At 69.1% G+C, this 17,078-nt stretch carries 16 protein-coding genes; 10 read left to right on the plus strand and 6 right to left on the minus strand.

All coding sequences use genetic code 11. The annotated features are described in order from the left end of the window. Positions 1-22: 22 nt before the first annotated feature. Positions 23-700, plus strand: coding sequence for a response regulator transcription factor (locus tag C2868_RS13465; RefSeq protein WP_198519631.1), 678 nt, complete (start codon positions 23-25; stop codon positions 698-700). 6 nt (positions 701-706) lie between these two features. On the opposite strand, the gene purD is transcribed toward C2868_RS13465, so the two are convergent. Continuing rightward, the gene (gene purD / locus C2868_RS13470) at positions 707-1,978 is read right to left on the minus strand and encodes a phosphoribosylamine--glycine ligase (protein ID WP_100812640.1); all 1,272 of its coding nucleotides are present in this window, start codon (positions 1,976-1,978) and stop codon (positions 707-709) included. A 138-nt stretch (positions 1,979-2,116) separates the two neighbouring features. Between purD and C2868_RS13475 the strand changes: the two genes are divergently transcribed. After that, positions 2,117-2,473 carry a sterol carrier family protein gene (locus C2868_RS13475; protein WP_100812641.1) on the plus strand — a complete coding sequence of 119 codons (357 nt, stop codon included), beginning with the start codon at positions 2,117-2,119 and terminating at the stop codon, positions 2,471-2,473. A gap of 27 nt (positions 2,474-2,500) precedes the next feature. On the opposite strand, the gene C2868_RS13480 is transcribed toward C2868_RS13475, so the two are convergent. From C2868_RS13480 to C2868_RS13490, 3 genes are all read right to left on the minus strand, one after another. Next, positions 2,501-3,292 carry a heme ABC transporter ATP-binding protein gene (locus C2868_RS13480; protein ID WP_100812642.1) on the minus strand — a complete coding sequence of 264 codons (792 nt, stop codon included), beginning with the start codon at positions 3,290-3,292 and terminating at the stop codon, positions 2,501-2,503. Then, the gene (locus C2868_RS13485) at positions 3,289-4,302 is read right to left on the minus strand and encodes an iron ABC transporter permease (protein ID WP_100812848.1); all 1,014 of its coding nucleotides are present in this window, start codon (positions 4,300-4,302) and stop codon (positions 3,289-3,291) included. Before C2868_RS13485 ends, C2868_RS13480 begins: the two co-directional genes overlap by 4 nt. Before the next feature lie 86 nt (positions 4,303-4,388). After that, entirely contained in the window at positions 4,389-5,507 is a 1,119-nt protein-coding gene (locus C2868_RS13490) for a hemin ABC transporter substrate-binding protein (RefSeq protein WP_100812643.1), read from the minus strand. Positions 5,508-5,677: 170 nt separating this feature from the next. On the opposite strand from C2868_RS13490, the gene C2868_RS13495 reads away from it, so the two are divergent. The 3 genes from C2868_RS13495 to C2868_RS13505 all read left to right on the plus strand — a co-directional run bounded on the left by C2868_RS13495 (position 5,678) and on the right by C2868_RS13505 (position 10,960). After that, on the plus strand, positions 5,678-9,202 hold the full coding sequence (locus C2868_RS13495; RefSeq protein ID WP_100812644.1) for an HtaA domain-containing protein: 3,525 nt from the start codon (positions 5,678-5,680) through the stop codon (positions 9,200-9,202). Between the two features lie 16 nt (positions 9,203-9,218). Further along, positions 9,219-9,518: a potassium transporter Trk gene (locus C2868_RS13500; RefSeq protein ID WP_100812645.1), complete on the plus strand. Its 300-nt coding sequence runs from the start codon at positions 9,219-9,221 to the stop codon at positions 9,516-9,518. A gap of 140 nt (positions 9,519-9,658) precedes the next feature. Continuing rightward, positions 9,659-10,960, plus strand: a complete 1,302-nt coding sequence (locus C2868_RS13505; RefSeq protein WP_157814042.1) for an HNH endonuclease signature motif containing protein — start codon at positions 9,659-9,661, stop codon at positions 10,958-10,960. Positions 10,961-10,968: 8 nt separating this feature from the next. On the opposite strand, the gene C2868_RS13510 is transcribed toward C2868_RS13505, so the two are convergent. Next, a complete protein-coding gene (locus tag C2868_RS13510; protein ID WP_100812647.1) occupies positions 10,969-11,577 on the minus strand; it encodes a zinc-binding alcohol dehydrogenase in 609 nt (202 codons plus the stop codon). Positions 11,578-11,677: 100 nt separating this feature from the next. Here C2868_RS13510 and purM point away from each other — a divergent pair, with 100 nt between their 5' ends. From purM to C2868_RS13530, 4 genes are read left to right on the plus strand one after another with little or no spacing between them, the layout of a single operon-like run. Then, positions 11,678-12,805 carry a phosphoribosylformylglycinamidine cyclo-ligase gene (purM, locus tag C2868_RS13515; RefSeq protein WP_181003469.1) on the plus strand — a complete coding sequence of 376 codons (1,128 nt, stop codon included), beginning with the start codon at positions 11,678-11,680 and terminating at the stop codon, positions 12,803-12,805. A gap of 5 nt (positions 12,806-12,810) precedes the next feature. Beyond that, complete coding sequence (purF, locus tag C2868_RS13520) at positions 12,811-14,271, plus strand: amidophosphoribosyltransferase (protein WP_100812649.1); 1,461 nt, start codon at positions 12,811-12,813, stop codon at positions 14,269-14,271. A gap of 49 nt (positions 14,272-14,320) precedes the next feature. Next, positions 14,321-15,298 (plus strand): ATP-binding cassette domain-containing protein, encoded by a 978-nt coding sequence (locus C2868_RS13525; protein ID WP_100812650.1) that lies wholly within the window; start codon positions 14,321-14,323, stop codon positions 15,296-15,298. After that, complete coding sequence (locus C2868_RS13530) at positions 15,295-16,161, plus strand: ABC transporter permease (protein WP_100812651.1); 867 nt, start codon at positions 15,295-15,297, stop codon at positions 16,159-16,161. Before C2868_RS13525 ends, C2868_RS13530 begins: the two co-directional genes overlap by 4 nt. Positions 16,162-16,203: 42 nt before the next feature. Here C2868_RS13530 and C2868_RS13535 read toward each other — a convergent pair whose 3' ends face one another. Beyond that, entirely contained in the window at positions 16,204-16,368 is a 165-nt protein-coding gene (locus C2868_RS13535) for a DUF3073 domain-containing protein (protein ID WP_081766276.1), read from the minus strand. A gap of 157 nt (positions 16,369-16,525) precedes the next feature. On the opposite strand from C2868_RS13535, the gene C2868_RS13540 reads away from it, so the two are divergent. Then, on the plus strand, positions 16,526-17,068 hold the full coding sequence (locus C2868_RS13540; protein ID WP_374935789.1) for a universal stress protein: 543 nt from the start codon (positions 16,526-16,528) through the stop codon (positions 17,066-17,068). Positions 17,069-17,078: the final 10 nt, after the last annotated feature.

The following is a 17,078-nucleotide window of genomic DNA, read 5'->3' on the forward strand; positions in this document are numbered from 1 at the left end:
CTCCACGCGATATCGTGGCGATGTGTCCCTCCACCAGGAACGCCCCGTGCGTGTGGTCGTCGTCGATGATGATTTCCTTGTTCGGGCAGCGGTGATGGGCATCCTCGAGCCGCGCGGCGATATCGAGGTCGTCGGTGCAGCCGCGAGCGGCGTCGAAGCGTTGGAAGTGGCGCGCGCGAGTCGTCCCGACGTCGTGCTCATGGACATTCAGATGCCGGGGATGGACGGAGTCGACACGACTCGTGCGTTGCTCGATCAGGTCGACACGGACGTCATCGCGATGACGAGCATCGGCACGGCGGAGACGGTGCAGCAGATGCTCGACGCTGGCGCCTACGGCTATCTCTTGAAAGATGCTGCCCCGGACGCTCTCGCCGAGGCAATCCTGACTGTCGCGCGGGGCGACGCGTTCCTTTCACCGCGCCATACGCGCGCTCTCGTAGAGCGATTGGCTTCGGACTCCGGGTCCGAGGCGCGGCGCGCGGCGGCTATCCAATTCGAAGCGCTGACTGAGCGTGAACGTGGTGCGGCGCGGCTCGTTGCCGCGGGAGCGACAGACGCCGAAATCGCTTCTGCTATGCATGTCGCCCTGTCGACGGTGAAGACGCACATTCAGCAGGCGCGGTTAAAGCTCGGAGTTCGAAACCGAACGCAGATCGGCGTCATGGTCGAGCGCGCGGGCGAGACTCCGGCGCCCTGAGCGGGCTCACCGCTCGATGATGCCCGCGGCGATGTCGGTGCGGTGGTGCGATCCCTCGAGCGCGATCAGATCGACCGCTTCGTAGGCGCGCTTGCGGGCCTCGGCGAAGGTCGTGCCGAGGGCGACGACATCCACCACGCGGCCGCCGGTGGAGATGAGCCCGCCACCGTCCTGGGCCGTGGCGGCGTGGGCCAGGTGCACGCCGTCGACGGCCGCCGCGGCATCCAGTCCGCCGACCGGTCGACCTGTCACGGGTGCTGCCGGGTAACCCTCGCTGGCGACGACGACCGTGATCGCGACCGCCTCGGCGAAGGCAGGCGGCGCGACGTCCTCGAGCGTGCCCGAGGCGGCGCCCATCAGCAGTTCGGAGAGGGGGCTGACGAGGCGCGGCAGCACGACCTGTGTCTCGGGGTCGCCGAAGCGGGCGTTGAACTCGATGACACGCACTCCGCCGTCGGTCACGATGAGCCCGGCGTAGAGCAGTCCGATGAACGGGGTGCCTGCCGCATCCAGGTGTCTCACGACCGGTAGCGCGACCTCGCGGGTGATCAGCTCGACGAACTCGGCCTCGCCGCCGAAGCGCTCGGTCAGCCACGGCAGAGGTGAATACGCACCCATGCCGCCGGTGTTCGGGCCCGCGTCGCCATCGAAGGCGCGCTTGTAGTCCTGCGCGGGGCTGAGTGCCCGCACGGTGTCGCCGTCGGAGATGAAGAAGAGCGAGACCTCGGGGCCGGACAGGTGTTCTTCGATCAGCACCGCACCATCGACCAGGTAGGCATCGGCGTGCGCGCGGGCGGCGTCGCGGTCGGTCGTGACGAGCACGCCCTTGCCGGCGGCCAGTCCGTCGGCCTTCACGACGTACGGTGCGCCGAACGCGTCGAGGGCGTCGGCGACCTCGTCGGTCGTCCGCGCGTGGAGCGCGCGTCCCGTGGGCACGCCGGCCGCCTCCATGACCCGCTTGGCGAAGGCCTTCGACCCCTCGAGCTGCGCCGCGGCACGGCCGGGGCCGAAGACGGGGATGCCGCGTTCGCGCAGCGCGTCCGCCACTCCGGCGACGAGAGGCGCTTCGGGCCCGATCACGACCAGGTCGATGGCCTCGTCGTTCGCGAACTCGGTGACCGCGCCGGGATCGACGGGGTCGACGGCGACGATCGTCGCGTCGCGCGCGATGCCCGCGTTACCGGGGGCCGCGAAGATCTCGTGCCCCGCGTCTTCCGACCGCAGCGACAGGATGATGGCGTGCTCGCGGGCACCGGAACCGAGGACGAGGATTCTCACGTCGCCAGCCTATCGACGCCTGTCACACACGGCAGCCGTGCACAACGTCGCAAGCCCGCTGGCGCAACCCCCTTCTGGCGCCCGATCGTCGTCGTGCCGCACGAATCTGCGACGTTGTGCAGGGGCTACCGTGGACACATGCCGCGCGCCATCACCACCGAGGCGGGTCGCGCCGCACTCGCCGCCGTGCGCGCCGCCGAAACGCCCGCCCGCACCGACCTCGCCACCGCCGTTCGCTATCTGCTGCAGCTGCTGACCGAGAAGGCGCCGGGCAACACGGTCGAGGTGCGGGTCCCGCCGTTCGGCGCGGTGCAGGTCGTGCAGGGACCCCGGCACACGCGCGGCACGCCGCCGAACGTCGTGGAGACGGATGCCGCCACCTGGATCGCCCTCGCGACCGGAGCCGAGTCGTGGCCCGCTGCCGTGGCATCCGGTCGGGTGCATGCCTCCGGAAGCCGGGCCGACCTCGCCAACCTGCTGCCTCTCAACCCCTGAGCCTCGCTGCGCACATCCCGCGGCCCCTCAGCGTCGCGGAACGACCAGCGGCACCCCCGTGATCGGGTGGGGGAAAACGTCGACGGCCTGCCGATAGACCGCGGCGACCCTTTCCGCTGTGAGGACGTCTTCCGGCGCCCCCGAGGCCACCACGCGTCCGCCATCGAGCAGCGTGACGCGGTCGGCGTTGGCGAGCGCGGCATTGAGGTCGTGCAGGACGATGGCGACCGCGTCGCCCGCCCGAGCGCGGTCGCGCACGACCCGCAGCACGTCCTCTTGGTGTTTGAGGTCGAGGGCGGCGGTCGGTTCATCGAGCAGCAGGATGCCCGTGGTCTGGGCGAGCACACGGGCGAGTGCGACCCGGGCGCGCTCGCCGCCCGAGAGTGAAGTCACCGTGCGATCCGCGAGCCCTTCGATCTCGGTCGCGCGCATCGCCTCCGTCACCCGTGCGTCGTCGTCCGCCTCGTCGGCGGTGCGTGCCCACGGTGCGCGGCCCATCCGCACGACCTCGGAGACCGAGAACGGAAAGCTCACGGCGTTCTGTTGCAGCAGCACGGCCCGAAGCCGCGAGAGTTCGCGGGGTGAATGCCGACGCAGGTCGGTCCCGTCGAGAACGACGGTGCCCGCGGTGGGCGTGACGTCACCCGCGAGCACGCCGAACAGCGTGGACTTGCCCGCGCCGTTCGGTCCGACCAGGGCGTGTACCTCGCCCGCCCGGACCTCGATGGCGGCGCCGTCGAGGATCGGTCGGCCCGAGGCATCCGGCATCACGCGGACGCCGGATGCAGCGATCCGCGGCTCATCCGCGCGCCCGGTCATCCCCAGCCTCCGGCCCGTTTGCGCGTGCGCACGAGCAGCCACAGGAAAAAGGGCCCGCCGACGAGCGACGTGATCATGCCGATCGGCAGGTCGGCCAGGGGTACGGCCGTGCGCGCGACGAGGTCCGCGAGGGCCAGCAGCAAGGCGCCGCCGAGCGCGCTGGTGATGACGAGCGGCAGGTGCGCGGGACCGATCGCCATGCGCATGAGATGCGGCACGACCAGTCCGACGAAGCCGATGATGCCCGCGAAGGCGACGGCGGCGCACACCAGCAGGGCGACCGTGATGATGACACCGATGCGCAGCAGTTCGACGTGCACGCCGAGGTGCCGGGCGGTGCGCTCGCCGAGTGCGAACAGGTCGAGGCGACGGGCGACGCCGACGCCGACCGCAACGCCGACGACGATGAGTGGCACGATCAGCGCGATGTTCTGCCAGAGCGCGCCGTTCAGGCTGCCGAGCTGCCAGAAGACGATCTGCTCGCGGGTCGACGTCGTGCCGACGAACGTCAGGAACGCCAGTCCGGCCCCGGCGATCGCGTTGATCGCTATGCCCGTCAGCAGCAGTGTCACGACCTCGGTTCTGCCACCCGATCGGCTGATCAGGTAGACCGAGAAGACCGCGATCAACCCGCCCGCGAAGGCCCACGCGGGCGTCGTCCACAGCCCGAAGATCGTCAGCCCGAACGTCAGGCTCGTGGCCGCGCCGAGTGCCGCACCCGACGAGACGCCGACCACCGCCGCATCGGCCAGCGGATTGCCGAAGATCGCCTGCATCAGCACGCCCGACACCGCGAGCGCGGCCCCGACGAGCAGGCCCATCACGATGCGCGGCAGCCGGATGTCGAGCAGCACGCCCGTTGCGGTGGGTGCTTCCGGCGCCCAGGTCGTGTTGATGCCGACCGCGCGGAGCAGGATGCCCACCACCTCGGTCGGCGAGACGGCGAACTGGCCCGCACCGAGCGAGACGACGATCGTCACGACGAGTGCGCCGACCAGGGCGATCGTCATGATCAGGAATCGCAGGCGGCGGTTGGTGGAGGGCGTCGGCAGCACCACCTCCGTGCCGGCGCTCTCTGCGCCGGCGCTGGTCGAGGTCACCGCGTCGCGCCCGGTGATGCCGCGATGGGGGTGGGGGAGTCGGCCGGGGCGTAGACGGCGCGAGCGAGGGCGCGGATGATCTGGGCGCTGCGCGGGCCGAAGCTGAGGATCTCGGTGTCGGCCATGTCGACGACCCGGCGGTGCTGACCGGCGGGAGTCTGGGCGAGCGCCGGAATGCGCTCGATGAGGCCATCGATTCCGCCGACCGAGGCGAGACCGCCCGTCATCATCACGAGCACATCGGGCTGTGCCGCGACCAGGGCCTCGGCCGTCATGGGCTTCATGCCCTCCCAGCCGATCTCGGCGGCGACGTCTATGCCGCCCACGGCATCGATGAGCGAGTCGGCCCCCGAATCGCGTCCGAAGATGTAGTAGATGTTCGCGTTCCCACGGACATAGAGGAACATCATCCGCGCACGGTTGCCCGTTTCGGTCGGCGCGATGGCCGCGATCTCGGCCCGGGCTTCGTCGACCTCGGTGGAGAGGCGCGCTGCCAGGGCCGCACCTCGCGAGGGCACACCGAGGGCTGCCGCGATCTCGGTCACGAGGTCGTCGACGGTGTCGACGCGACGCTCGGACGAGACGACGACCACGGGGATGCCCGCCTCGCGCAACTGCTGGCGAACCTCTTTCGGGCCGATCGACGTGTCGGTCAGCACGATGCTGGGAGCCAACTCGAGGATCGCCTCGGCGTTCAGGGTGTGCCCGCTCTTCGTCACGACGGGCAGGCCTTCCGTGCCCGCGAACCCCGTCGACAGGTCGCGCCCGACGACATTTCCACCGAGTCCGAGGCCGAAGACGGTCGCCGCGATCGTGCCCGAGATGTCGATGGGCAGGATGCGGCCGACGTCGGTGATCTGGACCTCGCGCCCCTCGGCGTCCGTGACGGTCACCGGGAGCTCGGGCGCCGTCGCATCCTCGATCGGCACCACGCCGCGGGTCGAGAGGCAGGCGGTGGACCCTCCCGTGGTCGTGCGGACGTCCTCGGTGAGGTTCAGTGAGGAAAGAGGGGCGTCGGCGTGGACGCAGGTGTCGGATGCCTCGGCCCCGACGACCGCGCACCCCGATAGGCCGGCGACGGCGGCGACGAGCAGGAGGGAGATGAAGCGTCGCATTAGGCAAGGCTAACCTAAATCTTGACGAAACCTGAGTCGATCCTCTACCGTCGGAACCGCATCGAGTTAGCTAAGCCTAACCTCACGCATCCCGACCATCCGGCATCGCCGGCGATCTCGTTCCTCACCGATCGAGCGCCGCTTTGCGTGTCTTTCGGAGACCCATCATCGTGACCGCAGCACCGACGATCACCCCTGTACGCAGCCCCTTCGCGGCGTTCCTCACGATCCTGCTGATCGCGGCCGGCGCCTTCGCGGCCGTTCCCGCACGCGCCATGGACGGTGCGTCGATCTCGGGAACGGTGACCGCCGCATCCGAACAGGCGGGCCTGGCTGTGGCGGTCGAGGCATCCGGCCTCGGCACGGCGACGCAGGCCTATGCGGCACTCATCGTGAAGGGAACGGAATCCGGCATCAGCGGCAGCGGGGGATACGCCGCGTTCGCCATGCCGTTCCCGTCGATCGTCGACGGTGCCACGTCGTTCGCACTGACGGCGGAACCCGGCTCGCTCGATCGGAGCCAGACGTACGAGGTGCTGATCTGGCAGGTGCATTCGCCGGCGAACTCGTCGACGATCTATGCCCGCGCCGACGTGGCGATAACCGAGACGCAGTGGGATGCGGTCTTCCCGCCCACCGAGCCCGAGCCCGAGCCGTCGACCGAGCCCACCGACCAGCCCTCGACCGAGCCCACTGATGAGCCCACGACCGAGCCCACCACCGAGCCGACAGAGCCTCCGGCATCCACTCCCCAGCTCGCTGTCTTCCTGGCCGACGGTGTCACGCCCGTCGGCGACACGACCGTGCGCGCGGGCGACTCCCTCGTCGTGCGCGGCACGGGCTACGACCCGACGGCGAACGTCGGCGGTCGCGGTGCGCCGATCCCGAGCACGCTGCCGCAGGGCACGTACGTCGTGTTCGGCCACTTCGCCGAGTCCTGGCAGCCGTCGCAGGGCGCCGCGAGCAGCACGCGCAAGGTCGGATCGCAGAAGTGGGCGCTCGCCGAAGAGGTCCTGAACCAGGTTCCGAGCAACTACCAGGGCGCCATCCGCGCCCAGTGGACGCCGATCGCCGCGGATGGATCGTTCGAGACCACGCTGACCGTCACCCGCCCGAGCGCGCTCGCGGACGGCGGGCGATACGGGGTCTACACCTACGGCGCGGGCGGCGTGACGAACGCGGCTCAGGAGCGCGAGGTCATCGTCGACGTGATGCCCGCGCCCGCGCTCACGGTCTACCTCGCCGACGGGGTGACCCCGCTCGGCGACAACGCCGTCGATTTCGGCGACACCCTCGTCGTCGCGGGAACCGGATACGACCCCGCCGCGAACGTCGGCGGGCGTGGCGTACCGATCCCGAGCACGCTGCCGCAGGGCACGTACGTCGTGTTCGGTAGTTTCGCGGAACAGTGGCGTCCGTCCGAGGGTGCCCCGAGCGCATCGCGCAAGGCGACCTCGCAGAAGTGGGCGCTCGCCGAGAGCGTGCTCGACCAGGTGCCGAGCGCGTACCAGTCGCTCATCCGTGCGCAGTGGGCGCCCATCGGTGCGGATGGCTCGTTCCGCACGACCGTCACGGTGACCGAGTCCGCGACCCCGCCAGCGGGTGGAACGTACGGTGTGTACACCTACGCGGCGGGCGGCGTCACGAACGCCGCACAAGAGCTGAGCGTGCCGGTGACCCTGACACCGCCCCCATCACTCGACGTCTCCGTGCCCGTCGCCACGCAGGCCGAGGGTGCCTCGGTCCGTGTCGTCGGCTCGGACTTCGGGGACATCACCGGTGCCTACGCGGCCGTGATCGAGAAGGGCACGGAGGGCGCCCTCACGAGTGGCGGCGGGTACGTCGCGTTCGGCTACTGGATGACGCCGGGCGCGATAACCGGCGGTGCGTTCGACAAGACCCTCGTCGCCCCGACCGACAAGCTCGACCGCACCAAGCAATACGAGGTCATCGTCTGGCGCGGTCACAGCAACCCGACCGCCGAGACGATCTACGCGCGAGCGGATGTGCCGATCTCGTCGACGCAGTGGGACATCCTGTTCCCCGGCACGGTGCCCGAGGTGCCCGAACAGCCCGAGGTCCCGCCGACACCGGTCGATCCCGCCGCTCCGGCCCCATCCGTCGCGGGCGGTTCGCTGCGCTGGGGTATCTCGGCGTCGTTCGCGGACTATGTCACGGGGACCATCGCGCACGGCAGCATCACCGTCTCGGGCGGCGCGACCCGCTCGGGTGGTCTCTTCCAGTTCGGCCAGGCTTCCGGCTCGACCTACGACCGCACCACGGGTGTCGGCACCGTGATGTACACCGGCGGCGTGCGGTTCACGGGCCACGGCGGTCTGCTCGACCTGTCGATCGCCAACCCCGAGTTCCGGTTCGCCTCGCCGGCATCCGCTCAGCTCTGGGTCATGAGTAACGGCTCGCGCATGCAGCTCGCCACGGTCAGCGTCGGCGTCGCGGCACGCAGCGTCGACGGGGGAGCGGTGACCTTCAGCGGAGCCCCGGTGGTGCTGACGCCCGCGGGCAGCGCCCTGTTCCAGGGCCGGTACGGCAATCTCGACCCGATCACCCTTACGATCGGCGCGCAAGCCGCGGCACCGTCGGGTTCCTCGGGCACCGTCGCGGCGGCGAAGGTCAGCACCGCGGTGACACGCACCATCCCACCCACGCCCCCGGCGACGACCGGCATCGTGCTCGACCCCGGGTCGCTCGCGGCGCTCTCCACGGGCGCACCCGTCACGATCCGGGTCGATGGCTTCCGCGCGGGCGAGACCGGCATCGCCGTCGTGGTCTACTCGACGCCGACCGTGCTGGCGACCGACCTGGTGGCGGACGCATCCGGTGTCGTGACCTGGACCGGCTCGCTCCCGGCAACGCTCGCCGACGGCGATCACACCCTCACGTTCCAGGGATCGGTCTCGCGTGGTGTGACCTTCACGCTGGCGCGTGCCGCGGCGGTCGGTGCGTGTGTCGTGGACGGTGCGTCGATGCGGTGGGGCTTCAAGGAGTCCTTCCGCACCTACATCGAGGGCATCGCGGGCGGTGGTTGGGAACTCGCGGGCGTCGCCTACGAGTACCCCGATTTCGTCTGGACGGGCGGATCGGGATCGATCGACACGTCGGATGCGCTCGCGGGAGTCGTCGACTTCGGCGGCACGATTCGATTCACGGGCCATGACGGCGCGCTGGACACGACGCTCAGCGCCGCGCGCATCGAGTTCGCGGGCGACGTCGGCTACGTCGTCTTCGACATCACGGGCACGACCCAGTCCGGTGCGTCCATTGCGATGACGGGCGTGCGTTTCGCAGAATTCGCCGTGCCGACGCATGCCGTGGGCCCGGACGCGATCACGCTCGATGCCGTTGCGGTGACATTGACCTCCGCCGGCGCAACCGCATTCGGCAGCTACCCCGCGGGCGAGCGGCTCGACCCGCTCACGCTCGAGGTCCCGTTGCCCGCCGCTTGTGGTGTCGCGGCCGCTGTCGTCCCGGTCGATGGCGACGAGCCGCTCGCCGCGCCCGACACGGATGCCGCGGGCACCACCGATCCGCTGCCCGTCTGGCCGTGGATCGCCGGGGGAGTGGGGTTGGCGCTGATCGCCGCCATCGGCGTCGCGATCATCGTCCGGCGTCGCCACGCGGCCGAAGCGACGATGACGGCAGCGGGCTCCGGCGACCCGGCCGGCCCGACCGTGTAGGTGCGACAATGGAGGGGTGAGCAACGAAATCGTCGAGGGACGCGTGCGTCGGGCCCCCAAGTACGGCGTCTTCCTGACGGTGGGCGCATCGCTCGGAGTCCTGGTCGCACTCATCCTCACGTTTGCGACGGGTGAAGAGACGACGAGCCCCTTGACCGATGTCACGTACTCGTCGATGCAGGTCTTCGGATTCCTCGCCCTCATCGGCATCGCCGTCGGCCTCGCCGTCGGGGGCTTCGTGGCCCTGCTGTTCGACCGTGTCTCGCGTCGCCGGGCGCGCACCGTGAGCTTCGACCACGAGACCGTCGCCGACTGACGTCCGCTCGCGCGGCACTCTGCGCCCGTTCGACCTCCGGTTTCCAGATGGGAGAACTCTCATCTTCTCGTCGCGATTTCGGCGTGATTTGGGTGCTTTTCGGGGTTCGGATGTCGGCGATCGTCCGTAGAGTTTCGAACATGCATTCGAACAGCTTCGCTCCCGCCGACACCGTGGGCGTCGATATGGCCGACGTCGATGTTGCCGCGCGGGATCTCGCGGTGCGGTTTGCGGAGGCGTCGCGGGTGGTGGCGCGGGCGCAGGCTGTGCAGGCGCGCGTGTTGGCGGATGCGGCGGATCTGGGGATGCGTCGGGTCGCGGAACTCGCATCCTCGTCGTCGCGTGAGGCGGAGTTGCCGGTGCGAGCGTTGGCGGCGGAGTTGGGTGTTGCGGCGAACATGTCGGATCGGACGGTGCAGCGCCGCATGAACGACGCGGCCGTGTTGGCCGAGGCGTTCCCCGCGACGTTCGATGCCTGGGACGAAGGGCGGGTGAGTGCGGGGCATGTTGCGGTGATCATGGAACACGGACTGCCCCTGACCGATGTGGAGGCGCGGGCGGAGTTCGAGGCTGCGGCGTTGGCCCGGGCGGAGGGGACGACGCCGGGGCGGCTCGGGTCGACGTTGGCGCGATTGGCAGAGTCTCTGCAGCCCCGGACGTTGACGGAACGCCATCAAGAAGCACGAGCCTCGCGAGGCGCGTGTGTGCGGGACATCGGCGACGGGATGGCGGAATTCATCTCAACCCAGCCGGCCGTATTGGCGCATGCGATGCACGACCGGATCACTCAGCAAGCCCACGCGATCAAGAAAGCCGATCCGACAGACACCCGTACCGTGGATCAGATTCGTGCGGACCTCGTCGCCGACATGCTCCTCACCACCACCCCTTGCGTGGAAACGGATGCCGGTCTCTCCGACGGCGTCGGCGGACTGGGCGCGATTCGCGGGATCGTCAACGTCACGGTCCCCGCTCTCGCGTTGGCGGGTGTGACGGACGAGCCCGCTGAGTTGGTCGGGCGTTGTCCGATCGACCCCGCCACGGCCCGCGCCCTCGCCGGCCACGCGACCGGGTGGGATCGCGTCCTCGCGGATCCGATCACGGGTTGTGTTCTCGCGGTCGATAGGTACACGCCGTCTGCGGATATGAAGCGGTTCCTGCGGGCGAGGGATCAGCACTGCCGGTTCCCCGGATGTCGGCAACCCGCACACCGGTGCGACCGGGACCACACCCTCGACTACGCATTGGGCGGCGAGACCAGCACCTGCAATCTGGCTTGTCTCTGCAAACGACACCACACCCTGAAGGGCGAAACAGCCTGGACGGTTCGCCAACTCGGCGGTGGAGTACTGGAGTGGACGTCCCCGGGTGGTCACGTCTACATCGACAAACCACCCTCGGCAATCCGCTTCACTCCGAACACGGATCCACCGCCGTTCTGAGGCAGCGTTTATGCGAGCTCGGCGATGATCGGATGGATCGCCGCGTCGAATGCGACGACGTCGCTGCGCAGCCCGTCCGTGACCGCGATCGTGAGCGACCCGATCCACCACACGCCACGCTGGGTGAGCGGTAGCACCTGCACGTTGAGTTCGAAGGCGTGTGCCCTGCGCCCGACCTCTCGTTCGTGTTGCGCGATCGCCCCGGCATAGGCGCGGTACGAGACACCGGCCTTGCCGAGGGCGTTGCCCGCGTGGCGATCGTGTGCGGCTCGCGCGAACGCCACGGCACTCGTATGGGGAGCGATGGCCTCGCGCAGGTCGTCGAAGCCCTCGACGGGGAGCGCGACATAGGTCTCGAACCCGTCGACCAGGTCGAGGGGGCTCGAGGCGGGGTGTGCCTGGGGTTCGACGGTCATCGCCCAGTATTCGCGCCACTGCCGTTCGAGGCGGGACTGCTCCTGCTCGTCGCGTAGGGACTCGTTCGACGGCAGACCGCGCAGGGGAGGCAGTTCGTCCGGCCATCGCACGCCCACGAGCTGACGCAGCGCAAGGGCCAGGATGACCGCGATGTTCGCGTCCTCGCGGATCACCCACTCCGGACCGGCGGCGCTGGGCATGCCGTCATTGTAGGTGGCGCCACCCGTGCGCGCCGAGCGCCGGAGCCACGACGGGCCCCGATCGAATCCGGCACCTCGGGCGGGCCGGTAGGCTGTGCGGGTGGCCTCAGCCTCGCTCAACCCATACGCCGCCGCAGGAGTAGACACCGCGGCCGGCGACCTCGCCGTAGAACTCATGAAGTCGGCGGTGCGTGCGACGCACGGTCCCGAAGTCCTCGGGGGTGTCGGTGGCTTCGCCGGCCTCTTCGACGCGCGCGCTCTTCGTGACTTCGATCATCCGCTTCTCGCGACGAGCACGGATGGCGTGGGCACGAAGATCGCGATCGCCCGCGCGATCGACAAACACGACACGGTCGGCATCGATCTGGTCGGCATGATCGTCGACGACATCGTCGTGGTCGGCGCCCGGCCGCTGTTCATGACGGATTACATCGCGTGCGGCAAGGTCGTGCCGGCGCGCATCGCGGACATCGTCGCGGGCATTGCGCGCGGCTGCGCCGAGACGGGCACGGCCCTCGTCGGCGGCGAGACCGCCGAGCACCCCGGTCTGCTCGCCGATGACGACTACGACATCGCCGGAGCGGCGACGGGTGTCGTCGAGGCGGCGGATGTCCTCGGTCACGAGCGGATCGTCCCGGGTGATGTCGTGCTGGCCCTGGCCTCGAGCGGTCTGCACTCGAACGGCTTCTCGCTGGTTCGCCGGATCGTCAGCGACCGTGGGATCGGATACACCGACCGTGCCGACGAACTCGGTGTCGCGACATCCTGGGGCGAGGCACTCCTCGAACCCACTCGGCTCTACACGACCCCCCTCCTCCGCCTCGTCGACGATCTGCGACCCGGTGCCGGGGTCCACGCCCTGAGCCATGTCACGGGCGGCGGGATCGCGGCCAACCTCGCTCGGGTTCTCCCCCGGGGAACCTGGGTGGACGTCGACCGTGCGACCTGGTCGCCGTCTCCGGTCTTCCGCGTGCTGGCCGACGCGGGACACATCACGCTGGAGCAGACCGAGGGCACGTGGAACCTCGGCATCGGATTCCTCGCGGTCGTCGCGGCCGACCAGGCCGACGCCGCGGTGGCCGCGCTCGGTCGCGACGGGATCGCCGCCTGGCCCGTGGGCGTCGTGCGCGGCGATGCGCTGCCCGAGGGAGATTTCGAACAGGGGGCGAAGGGGGTCGACGGCGGCGCCGTGCGGCTCGTCGGTTCCTACGCGGATGGAGCGAACTAACCCCCATGTGCGGCATCGTCGGAATGGTCGGCCAGGGGCCGGTCAACCAGGAGATCTATGACTCCCTGCTGCTTCTGCAGCACCGCGGCCAGGACTCGACGGGCATCGCCACGGCCGAGCCGAACGGGATCTTCCACCTCGCGAAGGCGCGCGGGCAGGTGCGCGAGGCGTTCCGCACCCGTGACATGCGTGCGCTGCTCGGCACGATCGGGCTCGGTCACGTCCGCTACGCCACGAAGGGCACGGCGGGCAACGAAGAAGAGGCGCAGCCGTTCTACGTCAACGCCCCGTACGGCATCGTGCTGGTGCACAACGGCAACCTGACGAACACGCGTGAGCTCACGCAAGAGTTGTTCTCGAAGGACCGGCGTCACCTCAACACGAGCTCGGACACCGAGCTCCTGGTCAACGTCCTCGCCAACGAGCTCCAGGCGTCGATCTCGGGCCTCGACCTCGACCCCGACCAGATCTTCCAGGCCGTCTCGCGCGTGCACGAGCGCGTCGAGGGGTCGTACGCGACGATCGCCCTGATCGCGGGCCACGGGCTGCTCGCCTTCCGTGATCCGTTCGGCATCCGTCCCCTCATCCTCGGCACGCGCAAGACCGCGGCAGGCGGGTACGAGTGGATGGTCGCGTCCGAGTCCCTCGTGCTCGAGAACGGGGACTACGACGTCGTCCGTGATGTCATGCCGGGCGAGGCCGTGTTCATCGACCTCGAGGGGCACCTCCACACGCGCCAGTGCGCGAAGGACACGCGGCTGGCACCGTGCTCTTTCGAGTACGTCTACCTCGCGCGTCCCGACTCGATCATGAACGGCATCTCGGTGTACGAGGCCCGCCTGCGCATGGGCGACCGTCTTGCCGACACGATCGCCAAGTACACCCCGACCGGGACGATCGATGTCGTCATGCCCATCCCGGACTCGTCGCGGCCCGCCGCCATGCAGGTCGCTCGCAAGCTCGGCATCGAGTATCGCGAGGGGTTCTACAAGAACCGCTACGTCGGGCGGACGTTCATCATGCCCGGGCAGGCGGTGCGCCGAAAGAGCGTGCGGCAGAAGCTCAACGCCATGTCGAGCGAGTTCAAGGGCAAGAACGTCCTGCTGATCGACGACTCGATCGTGCGCGGCACGACGAGCCAGCAGATCATCCAGATGGCACGGGATGCGGGTGCCAAGACCGTGACGTTCGCATCGGCCGCCCCGCCCGTGCGTTTTCCGCACGTCTACGGCATCAACATGCCGTCGCGTCAGGAGCTCGTCGCTCATGGCCGCACGATCCCCGAGATCGCGGAAGAGCTCGGCTGCGACTACCTCGTCTATCAAGAGGTCGAGGACCTCAAAGCCGCGATCCTCGAGGGTTCGGACGTCACGGACCTCGATATGAGCTGCTTCGATGGGCACTACGTAACCGGCACGGTCTCGGAGGAGTACCTGGCGTGGGTCGAGGGGTCCCAGACGTCCTGACCGTCGGGCTGTTACGCCGACGTCGCCGGCCCGGGGTACGATCGCGCGCATGGCCTTCATCGAGGCGAGGGATCTCGTCAAGACCTATCAGCCCAAGGGCGCTCCCACCGTGCGGGCGCTCGACGGCCTCGACCTGACGGTTCCCGAGGGAACCGTCACCGCGCTGCTCGGGCCCAACGGCGCAGGCAAGACCACAACGGTGAAGGTCCTCACGACGCTGATCAAGCCCGACTCCGGATCGGCGCACATCAACGGAATCGACGTCCTCGCCGATCCCCAGGCCGTTCGACGCATGAGCGGGGCCAGCGGCCAGTATGCCGCGGTGGATGAGAACCTGACCGGTTTCGAGAACCTGCTCATGGTCGGTCTGCTGTATCACCTCGGCCGCAAGCGCGCGGCCGAGCGCGCGCATGAGCTCATCGAGCTGTTCGATCTGGTCGACGCGCAGAACCGCCCGGTGAAGGGATTCTCGGGCGGAATGCGGCGCCGGATCGACCTCGCGGGCGCCCTCGTGATCAATCCGCCCGTCCTCTTCCTGGACGAGCCGACCACGGGGCTCGATCCGCGGAGCCGGCTGGCGCTGTGGGACATCATCGAGTCGCTCGTGGCGGGCGGCACGACGGTGTTGCTGACCACGCAGTACCTCGAAGAGGCGGACCGCCTCGCCGATTCGATCTCGATCATCGACAACGGGCGGGTGATCGCCGAGGGTACGGCCGACGAGCTGAAGTCATCCGTGGGAGGGCAGCGCGTGGCGATCAGCTTCGCTCAAGAGGCGGATGCGCCCGCGGTCGAGCGGATTCTGCAGCGTCACGGCACCGGTACCGTCGTGTCCGATGGGGGACGCACGCTGGTCGTCCCCGTCGCCGACGGCGCGGACGCGCTGGGCAGCATCATGGCGGAAGTGGCTGCGGCCGGTATCGAATTGCACGACGCGGGGATGCGGCGACCGACCCTCGACGACGTCTTCCTGCAGCTCACCGGCCACGCGGCCGAGGCGACGTCAGACGAGGAGGCGGTGGCATGACGACGATCCCCCCGGGTGGGTCGGCCTCCCGCACGTCCACCGCGGCACTCCAGCCGCTTCCCGGCAGCGCGATCAGCCGGTTCTTCTCCGACGGCTACGTCGCGACGTGGCGGAACATCAAGAAGATCGTGCGCGTGCCCGACATCCTGGTGTTCACGCTCATCCAGCCCATCATGTTCGTGCTGCTGTTCACCTTCGTGTTCGGCTCGTCGATCGACATCCCCGGCGAGAGCTACACGTCGTTCCTGATGGCGGGAATCTTCGCGCAGACGATCGTGTTCGGCTCGACCTACTCCGGCTCGGCCATGGCGCAGGATCTGAAGGACGGGATCATCGACCGATTCCGCACGCTGCCGATGAACGGGTCCGCGGTCCTGATCGGGCGAACGGTGGGTGACCTCGTCATCAACGTGCTCTCGCTCGTGGTGATGATGCTGACCGGGTTGCTGGTCGGTTGGCGCGTCGAGTCGTCGGTCGTGGGCTTCGTGGCGGGCGTCGGACTGCTCATCCTGTTCTCGTACGCGTTCTCGTGGGTGATGAGCTTCCTCGGACTCTCGGTACGGAGCCCCGAGGTCATCAACAACGCCTCGTTCCTCATCCTCTTCCCGCTCACGTTCATCTCGAACGCATTCGTGCCGAGCGAGAATCTGCCGGGTCCCCTCCGCGTCTTCGCGGAATGGAACCCCGTGTCCGCGCTGGTGCAGGCGGCCCGTGTGCTCTTCGGCAACGTTCCCGAGAACTCCCCGACGGCCGACGCATGGCCGTTGCAGCACCCGGTGATCTATGTGCTGATCTTCGCCGTGGTCATGCTTGCCGTGTTCGTGCCGCTATCCGTGCGGAAGTTCGCGACGCTCAGCCGCTGATCGCACCGGCTGCCCTGGCGTGGAGCTCGCTGAGGGGGAGGGCTAGGCCTTCTCGTCCTCGTACTCGTCTGCCCACTTGTCGACGTACAGGTCGTCGTTCGTGTGCCCGAGCTCGCGTTCGAGCGCGGTGTAGTTGACCGACGGGCTGTAAGACTTGAGCTCGCGAGCGATCTTTGTGTGTTTCGCCTTCTGACGGCCACGACCCATGCGAGACCCCCTCACGACTAGAGCGGCGGACATGTCTGAGGTGCCCGAAGCATTCACGAGACCGGCTCGAGGCCGGTAAGAGTAGCATTCAGAATAGCACGGGCGCACGAGGGCAAGCCGGGGGCGCCACCACCGTGAGGGAGTAGCGATGACCGATATGAGCCCGGAATCCCCGAGCGGCGACACGGGCGGAGCGCGTGATACCGCCCTCCACGGGGCGGTCATCGTCGCCGTGGTGCCCGGTCAATCCGCGCGAGTGATGCGCGAGGGGGCCCACTTCGCCCGCCTCATGCAGGCGCCGCTCGTGATCGTGCACGTCGACATGACGCGGTTCGTCACGTACGAGGACCCGGATGGCTACGTCCACTCGGCACCCATCGACATCGATGTCGCGCCCGGGGGCGCAGAGCTCGAAGCAGTGCGTCAGGCCGCGCACGATGCCCTCGATGCACAGGGCGTGGCGTGGGAGTTGCGTCAGCTCGTCGGTGACCCCGCGATCGCGTTGAAGGGCCTGGCCGAACGTCTCGACGCCAAGCTGCTCGTCGTCGGCACCCGCGACCGGGGAATCGGCGAATCGATCCGCGAGTTCTTCACGGGATCGGTGGCCGCGCGCCTGGCCCATCGCCAGCATCGCCCGATCCTCGTCGTGCCGCTCGGCACGGCGGCGGCCGACGACGAGGACCTTTGGCCCCAGGACTGAGAACGGGGCG

The organism is Microbacterium sp. CJ77, assembly GCF_002911615.1.
Taxonomy (GTDB): domain Bacteria; phylum Actinomycetota; class Actinomycetes; order Actinomycetales; family Microbacteriaceae; genus Microbacterium.

Excerpts from the sequence above, each read along its gene's own strand:
- C2868_RS13480 (WP_100812642.1), bottom strand. The coding sequence starts at position 3,292 with ATGACCGGGCGCGCGGATGAGCCGCGGATCGCTGCATCCGGCGTCCGC.
- C2868_RS13475 (WP_100812641.1), top strand. The coding sequence starts at position 2,117 with ATGCCGCGCGCCATCACCACCGAGGCGGGTCGCGCCGCACTCGCCGCC.
- C2868_RS13505 (WP_157814042.1), top strand. The coding sequence starts at position 9,659 with ATGCATTCGAACAGCTTCGCTCCCGCCGACACCGTGGGCGTCGATATG.
- C2868_RS13510 (WP_100812647.1), bottom strand. The coding sequence starts at position 11,577 with ATGCCCAGCGCCGCCGGTCCGGAGTGGGTGATCCGCGAGGACGCGAAC.
- C2868_RS13540 (WP_374935789.1), top strand. The coding sequence starts at position 16,526 with ATGAGCCCGGAATCCCCGAGCGGCGACACGGGCGGAGCGCGTGATACC.
- C2868_RS13490 (WP_100812643.1), bottom strand. The coding sequence starts at position 5,507 with ATGCGACGCTTCATCTCCCTCCTGCTCGTCGCCGCCGTCGCCGGCCTA.
- C2868_RS13535 (WP_081766276.1), bottom strand. The coding sequence starts at position 16,368 with ATGGGTCGTGGCCGTCAGAAGGCGAAACACACAAAGATCGCTCGCGAG.
- C2868_RS13530 (WP_100812651.1), top strand. The coding sequence starts at position 15,295 with ATGACGACGATCCCCCCGGGTGGGTCGGCCTCCCGCACGTCCACCGCG.
- purF (WP_100812649.1), top strand. The coding sequence starts at position 12,811 with ATGTGCGGCATCGTCGGAATGGTCGGCCAGGGGCCGGTCAACCAGGAG.
- C2868_RS13525 (WP_100812650.1), top strand. The coding sequence starts at position 14,321 with ATGGCCTTCATCGAGGCGAGGGATCTCGTCAAGACCTATCAGCCCAAG.
- C2868_RS13485 (WP_100812848.1), bottom strand. The coding sequence starts at position 4,302 with ATGACGATCGCCCTGGTCGGCGCACTCGTCGTGACGATCGTCGTCTCG.